This window comes from Pirellulales bacterium, assembly GCA_035533075.1.
GTDB lineage: Bacteria > Planctomycetota > Planctomycetia > Pirellulales > JAICIG01 > DASSFG01.
The window spans coordinates 1-11,009 of the sequence record DATLUO010000159.1 but is presented as its reverse complement, the minus strand read 5'-3'; the positions used below and the strand labels follow the sequence as shown (position 1 = coordinate 11,009).

General features: G+C 65.1%; 9 protein-coding genes. 3 read left to right on the top strand and 6 right to left on the bottom strand.

The genetic code is table 11. From position 1 onward, the window contains the following. The coding region (locus VNH11_19875) for a hypothetical protein (protein ID HVA48635.1) at window positions 1-517 on the bottom strand (517 nt) is incomplete at its 3' end. An 840-nt stretch (window positions 518-1,357) separates the two neighbouring features. Between VNH11_19875 and VNH11_19870 the strand changes: the two genes are divergently transcribed. Then, window positions 1,358-1,495, top strand: coding sequence for a hypothetical protein (locus VNH11_19870; protein HVA48634.1), 138 nt, complete (start codon window positions 1,358-1,360; stop codon window positions 1,493-1,495). Window positions 1,496-1,556: 61 nt separating this feature from the next. Here the strand turns inward: VNH11_19870 and VNH11_19865 are convergent, their stop codons facing one another. Beyond that, window positions 1,557-2,243: an ABC transporter ATP-binding protein gene (locus VNH11_19865; GenBank protein ID HVA48633.1), complete on the bottom strand. Its 687-nt coding sequence runs from the start codon at window positions 2,241-2,243 to the stop codon at window positions 1,557-1,559. A gap of 335 nt (window positions 2,244-2,578) precedes the next feature. Between VNH11_19865 and VNH11_19860 the strand changes: the two genes are divergently transcribed. Then, window positions 2,579-3,925 (top strand): DUF1501 domain-containing protein, encoded by a 1,347-nt coding sequence (locus VNH11_19860; GenBank protein ID HVA48632.1) that lies wholly within the window; start codon window positions 2,579-2,581, stop codon window positions 3,923-3,925. A 107-nt stretch (window positions 3,926-4,032) separates the two neighbouring features. On the opposite strand, the gene VNH11_19855 is transcribed toward VNH11_19860, so the two are convergent. From VNH11_19855 to VNH11_19840, 4 genes are all read right to left on the bottom strand, one after another. Further along, entirely contained in the window at window positions 4,033-5,706 is a 1,674-nt protein-coding gene (locus tag VNH11_19855) for a glycosyltransferase family 39 protein (protein ID HVA48631.1), read from the bottom strand. Further along, window positions 5,703-8,003 (bottom strand): hypothetical protein, encoded by a 2,301-nt coding sequence (locus VNH11_19850; GenBank protein ID HVA48630.1) that lies wholly within the window; start codon window positions 8,001-8,003, stop codon window positions 5,703-5,705. The genes VNH11_19855 and VNH11_19850 overlap by 4 nt, the downstream gene beginning before the upstream one ends. Window positions 8,004-8,090: 87 nt before the next feature. Next, a complete protein-coding gene (locus VNH11_19845; GenBank protein HVA48629.1) occupies window positions 8,091-9,014 on the bottom strand; it encodes a DUF1559 domain-containing protein in 924 nt (307 codons plus the stop codon). An 18-nt stretch (window positions 9,015-9,032) separates the two neighbouring features. Beyond that, entirely contained in the window at window positions 9,033-9,959 is a 927-nt protein-coding gene (locus tag VNH11_19840; GenBank protein HVA48628.1) for a class I SAM-dependent methyltransferase, read from the bottom strand. Between the two features lie 206 nt (window positions 9,960-10,165). On the opposite strand from VNH11_19840, the gene VNH11_19835 reads away from it, so the two are divergent. Beyond that, a partial coding sequence (locus VNH11_19835; GenBank protein HVA48627.1) for a MauE/DoxX family redox-associated membrane protein occupies window positions 10,166-11,009 on the top strand: 844 nt, incomplete at its 3' end.

The window sequence follows — 11,009 nt, the reverse complement described above, 5'->3', positions numbered from 1 at the left end:
TCTCCGTGAGTTGGCGCTTTAATTCGGCGGTGAGGGGCGGCACGCCGTCGGGGTCGGTCACGCGGTCGAACTCGTCGAGCCTTTTTGCGAGCGACTTGTTCATGGCCGACAGCGAGCGGCGGAGCCTGGCGTCGGCGGCGGCCTGGCGCGGCGGCCGCCCGAGCCGCTCGCGGGCCAAGGCCACGGCCACCAGGACCGGCAGGTTGGCCACCTCCTGTTCCAAGCGGAACGCCTGGGCGATGAGCTGAGCACGCTCGCAGCGCGTGCGGTTGATCTGGTGGGCTTCACGCCAGGCCCTCCATTGGGCGGGGTCGAAATCTCGTCCCACCGCCAGCAACACCTTGCCGAGGAACCAATAATGCGTCGCGTGGCGCTGGCGTGGCTTGATCTGCTCGTTCTCCCATACGGCACGGGCGTCCAGTTCGTCGCGGCTCCAATCGCCGCCCGGCACGCCCATGCGGACATCGCCCTCGGCCTTTGGTGGCGGGTAGTCAAGATTGCGGGCGGCGAGAATCATGGCGTTACCTCAATGGTTTGGGTAAGAAGTCGGCGCCGCCGAGTGTCGACCAGGCCGCGCGGCCGGAATGAGGTCGGCGTCTCCAATGCGCAGACGTGCGCAACGGGGCGCTTTCGGCCGTGCGCACGCGGCGGCTTGGCCGCGCCGTTTGGCCATACGCGGTGCGTGCGCAGACGTGCGCACACGCGTTTTGCAGCGGCGAGTAGGCCGAAACTCGTGAACTTCTCTCCCCAGGGGCGCTACGCGGAGAGCGGAGAGCGGAGAGCGGAGAGCGGAGAGCGCTGCGCCCCTTTTGCGCGGAGCGGAACCGCGCCGGCGACTTGGCCGCTAAAACTCCGTTGTACGCGGTACATCGTTTTCCTCCTGTCGCTTAGCCGCGAATCGGCTACAGCGAACGACCGACCTTCCTCTCTGGTCCGGAGGTTCCGTCACGATGGTGCTGCGATGCCCCTGCCATGTTCCGCACGCCGGCGCCGCAAAAAAGGTGCCGGCAGATCGCGTGGCAAGGCCCCGACTGACGAGCGGAGTGCGTCGAAGCGCACAAACGCGGGGCGAGACAACAAGTTGCGCGCACGAAGAAATGCGCGGCCGGCGCCACATCACGATTCGGGCGAACTCATCCCGCGCTCCGTCGTGGTCAATCTCTGTGCAAACGCAATCGGGCCGCTGGCCGAAAAGTGACCGCCCGGCTCCGCCGCCGTCACCGCGATGTGGTGGAACCGTAGCGACGCGAAACCGGAGAAGTCTGCGCTGCGACGCGGGAATGCACGGGCGGCAGGTTCGCCGCCCTGGCGACGCGGGCGAGCCGTCGATTATGCCGTAACCGGTCGGCATTTGCCTATGTCGGCTGGGCTCACAATCCAGGGCCGCGATTGCACGATGGACGTGATCGAGGTGCCGGACAGCGCGCCCGTGCTGATCGGCAAATTCCCCTGGAACATCTCGACTTCGTGGTCGACCCCGTCGGTCGACGACTGATCGGCAACCCAGCCGACGGCGGCGAACACATGTACGAGTTGTTTTAGTCGGCCTGATCCTATCAGTTCCGCTCGTCCGATTGCACCACGCCGTCGCGGAGCCGCACGATGCGCCGGGCGCGGGCCGCCACGTCTTCTTCGTGCGTGACGATGATGATCGTCTTGCCGGCGGCATTCAGCTTGTCGAACAAGGCCAGAATCTCTCCGGTGGTGACGGAGTCGAGATTGCCCGTCGGCTCGTCGGCCAGGATGAAATAGGGATCGTTCACGAGGCTGCGCGCGATGCCCGCCCGTTGCTGCTGGCCGCCGGAAAGCTGCATCGGCCGGTGCCGCACGCGGTCGCCCAGGCCGACCATCGTCGCCATCTCGACGCAACGCTCGCGGCTTTCGGGCGTCAGCGCGCCGAGATAGTAGAGCGGCACCTCGATGTTCTCCAGCACCGTCAACTGCGGAATCAGGTTGTACGACTGAAAGACGAAGCCGATCCGCGAGGCGCGGATTTCGGAAAGCTCGTCGTCGTTCAGTTCGGCCACGTTCTCCTCGCCCAGAAAAAAGCTGCCGGCGGTGGGCCGGTCGAGACAGCCGAGCAGGTTGAGCAGCGTGCTCTTGCCCGAACCCGATGGACCCATGATGGCCACATAGTCGCCTTCAGGTATCTCCAAGGAGATGCCCCGCAAGGCGTGTACGGTCTCGCCGCCTAAAAAATAGTCTTTGTGCAAATCGACGATGTGAGCGGCAAGTTGTGGCATACGGCAGTCTAGCTTTTGATCGTTTTCCTCATTCCAATCGCATGTAGGGTGGGACCAGCGAGCTTGCGAGCGCCGGCCCACCATGAACAAGCCCTGGTGGTGGGCCGGCGCTCGCAAGCTTGCTGGTCCCACCCTACTATGCATCCATCGTAGGCAGTACGTCCCGCGCCCTCAATAGTTACAGCTTGACGAGTTGCTGGCCGAACTGATAAAAAGACGTTGATGGGAGTGACCTGCCCAGCCTACCACGAAAGGTTCGCTCGCCCGCAGCGTAAGCGTCCTGGCTTGCGGCCCGCGCGCGACACACTCAGTCTACCACGAAAGGCGTGCCCGCCATGTTGACGATTTTCGGCCCGCAAAACAGCGGCTTTTGTGACGGAATCTCCCGGCGCAGTTTTCTGCGGATCGGCGCCCTGGGCGTCGGCGCCGGCGCCTTGACGTTGGCCGATGTGATGCGGGCCGAGGCGGCGGCCGGCGACGCCTCGCGGCACAAAGCGGTGATTCACATTTTCTTGGGCGGCGGCCCGCCGCATCAGGACATGTGGGACATCAAGGTCGACGCTCCCGCCGAGATCCGCGGAGAGTTCAGCCCGATCCACACCAAAGTGCAGGGCATCGACATCGGCGAGGTCTTTACGCGAATCGCCTCGATCATGGACAAGTGCGTGGTGATCCGCTCGGTGGTCGGCGCCAGCGGCGCCCACTACGCTTTTCAGTGCAATACCGGCTGGACCGAGCCGTCGCTGGCGGCCTTGGGCGGCCGGCCTTCGATCGGTGCGGCCGCGGCCAGGTTGCAGGGTCCCGTCGATCGTTCGGTGCCGCCCTTCGTGGGACTGGCCGAGCGGACGCAGCACATGCCCTGGTCCGACGCCGGCACCAGCGGTTTTCTCGGCGCCGCCTACGCTCCGTTCAAGCCCGACGGGCCGGGCATGGCGAACATGAAACTCAACGGCGTCTCGCTCGACCGCCTGCAAGACCGCCGCCGCCTGCTGGGCAGCTTCGACCGCATGCGACGCGATCTCGATGCCACCGGCGTGATGCAGGGCATCGACGCCTTCGGACAGCGGGCCCTCGACGTGCTCACCTCCAGCAAGTTGCTCGACGCGCTCGATCTGTCGAAGGAAGACCCGCGCGTCCGCGAGCGATACGGCGACGGCAAGCCCTACAAATATCAGTACGACGGCGCTCCGACCGCCAACGAGCACCTGCTCGTGGCGCGGCGTCTGGTGGAGGCCGGCGCGAGGGTGGTCACGCTGAGTTTTGGGCGGTGGGACAGTCACGGGCAAAACTTCGACCTGGTGCGCGATCACGGCACGAAGCTCGATCAGGGTTTCACCGCCTTGGTGGAAGACCTCGAGGCCCGCGGCATGCTGAACGACGTGACGGTCATCGCCTGGGGCGAGTTCGGCCGCACGCCGCGCGTCAACCCGAATGCCGGCCGCGACCACTGGCCGCAAGTCAGTTGTGCTTTGTTGGCGGGCGGCGGCATGCGCGGCGGGCAGTGCATCGGCAGCACGAACCGCTTGGGAGAACACGCTCAGGACCGCCCGGTGCATTTCCAGGAGGTCGTGGCGACGCTCTATCACAACCTGGGCATCGACACGGCCAGCACCACGATTGTCGATCCCACCGGCCGCCCGCAGTATCTCGTCGAGCAGCCGCCGATGCGCGAGCTGATCTAGTACACTGTCAGCCGTCGATGGATGGATCGACCCCGAAGGTAGCGATGATGGCTGGGATCCCGGCGCGCCGGGAGCCCAGCCACCGATGGACCAGAGAAAGAACTTCTTCATCGGCGCGGCACGGCAATCGCGGGTGCCGCTGATTCCTGATGCTCCAGAAGTTCGTATTCAATGAGCCTTAATGGACCGCCGATCCCATATTCCTCAAAGAACGTGCTCACGCTCGCTCGGCGCCACCGTCGCTGCGGCAGAAGTACTGCCGCTGCATCGGTGCCACCTTCGAGCACCCATACGCGGTTGCTCTGGACGGCGCTCGCCTCGCGCGGGGAAATGAGGTCTTGCGCGGTGAGAGCCGCGGCGCCCTCATAGTGCAAGATCGGAGTGCGCGAAGACAGAAGCCGGCAGTCGCGGGCTTGGTCAAGCTCATGAAGCATCGGCAGGAAAAAATAGGGCGAGCAGACAATCGCAACGTCGTTCGGCTGGCCATGTGCGAGAACGTGCTCGGCGGCTTGCCGCAAGCCGGACGATCCCGCCTGTGGCAATCGGCTCGTAAAGTCGAACATCACGACAAGAAATCCTGCGACCAATACCGCGGCTATCACCGCTCGTTCCAACCGCCGCGGAACATCCGACGCGAGCCTTGCTAACGCGCATAAAACAAAGAGCTGCGCGAAGGCCAAATACCGCCCCTCGAAAATCGGAATGTCGTAAGCGCTGATCAGTGCCGCGGCGGCGGTCGGCACGACCGCGGACAGGCACAAGAAGCAGTCCGCCGGAAGCGGACGAAATGCCAGGCCGACCAAAACGGCCGCCGTCATTCCGGCGCAGGCCCATCCTTTGCCGTCAGCCGCGGCGGTTTCCAGCGGGTCGATAAACATTTGGTTCGCGGCTTTGGCCACGCACGCCCAAGTGCATGGCTCGGTCCAGAAGCTCGCGCGTACTTGTTCGTGCTGCCGCAGCAGGACGCCAAGCCAGGGCGCATAGCCACCCGCAACGACGACGGCAGCCAAGCATGGGCCTGCATAATGGCGAGCCACGCGCCAGCGGTCCCTCGGCGCAGGCACGCCTCTAGGTCCGACGCATCGCGCCGTGGCCGCGCTGGCGCCGCCGATTCGATCATGCGGTGCCAGGAGGAGGTAGCCAGCCGCATACACGGATTGTGCGGCCACCGAGAACAGGGCGAACGTGTGCGTGTAGGCGAATGCCAGGGCGGCCGCGGCGTAGAGCAGCCAAGGAGCGAGGCTCTGGCGGTGCAAGGCGCGCACCAGCAGCCAGCTCGACAGGGCGGCCAAGAGACTGCCCAGCGAATACATCCTCACCTCCCACGACCAACGGATCTGCAATACGCTCACCGCCGTCAATGCCGCGGCGAGAAGGGCCGCCGAGCGAAGCTGTTTTGGCGGAAGGCTCTGTCGAGCGTTCCCAGTCGAGTAAGCCTCGGAAACGAAAAGATAGCCAGCCAGGCACGCAGCGGTGCCCGCCAGGACGCTAAGCGACCGCATGGCGGCCGCGCCGGTTCCAAAACAGGCGGTCCAGAGCTTGAGCACCACATAATAAAGCGGTGGATTGTTGTCGAGCGTTGCGCGGTGAAGCATTTCGCGCCAGCCGAACGTCGTTAGCCGCCACGAAAACGCCTCGTCGAACCAGAGCCCACGTTCGTTCAGCCGCCAACAGCGCAGCGCAAGCGCGGCAGCGACGATGGCCGTGAGCACGATGCCATCGACGGCGCGGACGGCCCTGCTCGCAGGCGACTCGTCGGAAGGGCGCACATCGGTGTTCACGTCGCGAGGCTCCGTTGTCGGCCGAGGCGCGCCAGCAGGCCGTAGATGGCGAGCACGCCGGTACACGCCAGACCGGCGATGCTGCCCGCAAGACCACGGTAAAATGAGCGCGGCTGATACTCGAAAGCGACAGCGTGATCTCCCGCCGTGAGATTCACCGCACGAAACACGCCGTGCGCCGGCCAAATCGCGGCGGGTTGCGCATCGACTTCACACGCCCAGCCCGCGAAACAGGTATCGGCGACGACGAGCACTCCGTCGGCCGGTGCGGCGACGCGCAGCTCCAAGCGGCGGGGCTCGTCCGTGACAATGCCGACTCGCGGATCGCCGCGAGCGCCACGCTCTGTGCCACGATTATGCGAACTCCGCGGCGCGTGCTTCGGGAGATCATTTGCCAACGTCAGCAGGTCGTCGTCCGACAAGTCTTCAATCCCCGCGCCGCACAGCGCGGCCGCGCGGCCGGTGGCGAAGCGCGCGCGGGGCAGAGCGCCGTGGAGCGGCCGCCACGGCGCGCCGGAGTGCGTCGCATAGCCGCAGGCCCCGACCGCCAGCGCGGCGCCGGGGTTGCCTTCGACCGCCTGCCAGTAGCGCGTCAGCGCGCCGGGAAGTATTCCTCCGTCGTCGGTGCCGACCATCGAACGGCGGTTGCGCACCGCGGTAAGGCCCAAGCGACTATAGCGGAGCATTTCTGCCGACACCTGCGGATATTGCGGCGCTTCGATGAATCGCATTGGCGGCTCGATCGCCAGCACGTCAGCCGGGATACTCGTCGGCTGTGGCTCCTGCAGCCAAAAATTGGATGCGTTATGGTAGCCCAGATCGGCCACCGCGAGCGCGAGCAGAATAATCGCGCCGAGCCTGATCGAGCGGCCGCCGTCCAGCCGGACCAGCACCATCGCGCTGACGGTCAGCGCGCCGAAAACGGCCGCCGCCGCCAGAGCCGCATCGGTTCCCGACGAGCGGTCATCGCGGGCGGCGAGCCAGGACGAATGCGTCCGCTCGTGCATCAGGGCCGACACAACGACCCACGCCACCAACGCCAACGCGACCGCCGCGCGCCACAGAGCGGTTCCGCGGGCGCGCGCCTCGGCGTGTACAATGGCATCGCAACCGCGGGCAGCCAAAAGAGCCACCAGGGGCGCGATCACCGCGAACGCTCGGCCGGGGCAGCGGAACCAAAACAGTCCCGGCGTGAAGCCGCCAATCCATGAAAACCACGGCGTGGTGCGGCCAAGGGCGATCGCCAACCCCACTAAAACCGCCGCCGCCGCGCCCCACTGCCAGAGCGCCGCCTTGGCTCGTGTCAGTCCGTAGGCGGCGAGGGCCAACGTCACTAGTCCCATGTAACAGACCCGCTCGTGGAAGAAGTCGTTGCGCCCCAGGGCCGGCAAGCGAAGAAATGGATTCCCGGCCACGTTTGGCGCCAGCAGGCGCGCCAAGTCCAGTCCGTCGAGCGCATAGTCCGCCGCAAACGCGACGTCGCCGCGCGGCGAACCAGACCGGCCGTCGCCTACCAGTTCCAACGAGGGCAGAGTCTGCACCGAACCAATTGCGGCGGCAAGCAGGCCCGACAGCGTCACCCAGCCGACGGCGCGTAGGCGGTGCGCGGCGCCCGCACGCGCAAACGCCAGTGACCCCGCCACCCAGGCGGTGCCCGCCAGCAGCGCGTAATAGGAAACCTGGGGATGGCTTCCCAGAGCGAACGCGCTGCCAACCACCGCGGCGAGCGCCGCACGACACGCGCCGGGCGCGTCCAGCAGGCGGACCAACGCCCACAGGAACCACGGCACAAGGGCGCCGCCGATCACGACGTTCACGTGGCCGGCCACCAAATGGTTCACCATGAAGCCGCCCTGAACGACCGCCAATGCGCCGAGGCTTGCAGCCAAGGCGCTCGTTCCCAGCGCACGGCATAGGCGGTATTGCCCCAAGAATGCCAGCCCCAGATGCAAAACGAGCGCCAGCCTCAGCGCGTAGTTGGCCGGAAAGAGGAGCAGGAGCAAACTTACGCCGGGATAGAACACCCCGGCTTGTTGGCTGGCGTGCAGAGGCGTGCCGTTCCCCAGCCAAGGAATCCACAGCGGCACGCGACACGCGAGAAACTCCTCACGGATAAACTCATGCACCGGCAGGTGGTAGGCCGCGTAATCGCTCCATTCATAGTACGGCAAGACCCTGTCGTCGGGCATTGCCAACGACGCGAAAGGCACCAGCGCGGCCGCCGCGACGCCCCAAACGATCAGTCGCTCGCGCCTCCCTGAATCGCGGAAGCTCTCGGTGATGCGCGGGACCCGCATTGTTCTGTTGATCGAAATCGGAGCGGTCAAGTCGACTTGCTGCTGAGGGTTGAATCCGACTAGCCCATGTTTGACAGGCGCCGTGCCTCATCTCCACTGGTCGTCGCCAAAAACCTCCTGCCCGTCGATCGTGGCCAGCGCGCGATAAACGGCAAGCGCGATCGAGTCGTTGATCCACCGCACCGATCCATCGCACATGGCGAAGTTCAAGCCGCCCGGATGTCGGCTGCGAAACCCCCACGTGTTTTCCCAGTTGGCCGGAGGATATTTCGTCAAGTTCGGCGGCATGGCGCACGTACCGTAGGCATTGTTCGCATAAGGCCACGACACCCACTCATCTTGATCGGGCAGGTCTTCGCCGAGAAGAAAAGTGCGGCTGGTGCCGTCGCGGATTCGTGCCATCAAGCTCGGATTTTGGTAATCGCTGCGGAACATGATACCGTCGCCGTCGTCGAGGCCGTCGTAAGATCCGTTCCTTCCTTTGTTGCGCCAGTCGGTGGCAATCTGAACGTTGCCCGGCTGCGTGTAGTCGTCGCCCCAATTGGCGCCGCTCACGGCTTTGTAGGTCGCTTGCCCGACAGGCAGCCCCGCGAGGTTCCCCGCGTCGACGCGTGGTCCGCTGACGGCCGCCGACGGGCAAAGAAATATTGAAAGTTGCTGGCTCGTGGCGATGCTCGCATTCAAAGCGGCGGTTTGCACGCTACCCAGGTCGTAAAGGTCCTTCCGCTCCAAGAGCGGCAGCAACTCCGCCCCCCAACTCCAGGCGCGCGAGGTCGGACCGTAGCCGAAGTTCCCGCCAAAGCGGCCGGGCGGAAAGCGCCCTCGTGAGCTTTCGAACCCCGCGAGCGCCAGCGAGAGCTGATGCAGATTGTTTTGGCACTGCGTCCGGCGCGCGCTCTCGCGCGAGGCCTGCACGGCGGGCAACAGCAACGACATCAACATGCCGATGATCGAGATGACAACCAGCGTTTCAACGAGCGTCATGGCGGAACGCCTGCAACGGCCACTCATGCCTGTCTCCTGTCTTAATCAAGGTTTCTCGGCTACCATCAACAACGTGCTTCCCTCCGCCTCAGCCTCGCTCCGGAGCGCCGCGGTGGTCGGGTTGCGGTCATTCATCGGCCCGATCTCCGATTCGTTGTCTTCCGCCCTGTCACCTGCGCCGTCGTGGACCAATGTTTCGAACAACCGCCAGCACCATCCTTCCATCCAGCGGGGCCGCCAGACGAAGCGCACGCCAAACTGCTGCAGCAGCCGATAGGGCCAAGCGGTCGCCAGAAAAAAATCGAACGCGCGGGTTACGGCGGGCGATACGATCTTTCGGCTCTCGATTACGTCCAAACCGGCGGCTGAAACCATTTTCTCCCAGTCGTCCTTCGGCAGCAAGCTTTTGTGCTTAAAAACGCGGTCGTGCGCGGCCAGATATCCTCGATCGAGACCCACCGGTCGCAGCAGCCTGGGGTAGAACAAATGTTGGTGTAGATCGGACAGCACAATCGTCGCAATGAACCGTCCGCCGGGCCGCAGCACCCGCGCGATCTCGGCCAGGGCCGTCGCCGGCCGCTCAAAGTGTTCCAACACCGAGACCGCCAACACCGACGCGAACGAAGCGTCGCCAAATGGCAGCCGGCAGGCGTCGGCTCGCGCCAGCGTCCCCCCCCGCGCCGCCTTCCGCGCCTGCGCCAACCGATCGGCTAAAAGATCGACACCGATGTCGGGCGGTGATGCAAGCGCGAACACGCCAAACTCCCCTTCCCCGCAGCCGACATCAAGCACGGGCCGCGGGATGCGCAATGCCGCCAGCTCGTCGCATTCCGCGGCCCGAAAGAGGGCATACGCGAGCGGCCGCGAGCAGGCGTAGCGCGAAAAAGCGTCCTGGTTGCTCCGGAACACAAGCGGCGCTCCGTCGCTCGCCTGCCGCCGCTCAACACGCGATTCACCGATAAGTGCAGCCATCGGACGAGGCCCTCTCAGAGATGTCTTGCCTGGAATATACCGCTAGGCGGTGCGCCTGGCAACACCCGCAGTTCTGATCGCGATCGCCGGCGAATCGGCTTCCTGTCGACCGTGGCGCTCGGCCACTTGACAACGGTGACGGCCAAGTCTACATTGACGGCCAGCCAGAACCAAAGCCCTCGTGCGTATAGGAGGGAGTCTGCACCATGCATTTTTCGCCACGGCCTCGGTTGCCTACGTTTCGCACCGCCAGAACGGCGGCTGCGCTCGTGCTATTGGTCGCCGCCGTCTTGAAGGCGCGGCACATCGAGTTTTCGCCGATCACCACGCACGGCATCTGGACGCGGCCCGTGCAGATGGGCCTGGTCGAATACGAGCTGGGGCTGGCCGTTCGGCTTTTTCTGGGCGTCTTTGCGCGTCCGCTTCGCTGGTTGACGGCGGCGACCTTCACGGCCTTCGCCGCCTACTCGCTAGCTCTCTGGGCCGGCGGCGCGAAAACGTGCCGTTGTTTTGGCGCGGCAGAAGTCCATCCGTCAGTGTCGTTCGCCCTGGATTCGTTGCTGATGCTTGCCGTATTGTTCGGCACAACCAAGCCGCAGAAGGGCGACGGCCCCGCGACGACAGCGAACTTCTTGTCGTCGTTCGCCAGCCAATTTAGGCTCCTGGGAGCGACCGCGGGCTGCGCTGCGGCGATTTTCTTTCCCGCCCACGCGGCTGCCTGGCCGTCGCTGGCCCGCATGACCGGTTACCCGTTAATCGTTGAGCGACCGCTGCAGGTCGTCGCGGTACCAAAGGCTGATGAGGAATCGGTTGCGGAGTTCACAGTACGAAACGCCACCCAGCAGGCGATAACGATCCTCGGCGCGCAAACGAGCTGCGGCTGTGCCCAAATCGACCAGCTTCCGATGATCGTTGAACCACATAGTCGAACGTTGCTCCGATTTCGCGTGGCCCCGACTGGCTCGGGGCAAACAGTCACACATGAAGCGCGATTGTTTATTGACAGACCATCACCGCGAATCATGCTGCGCGCCGTCGTGCGCGCAATGG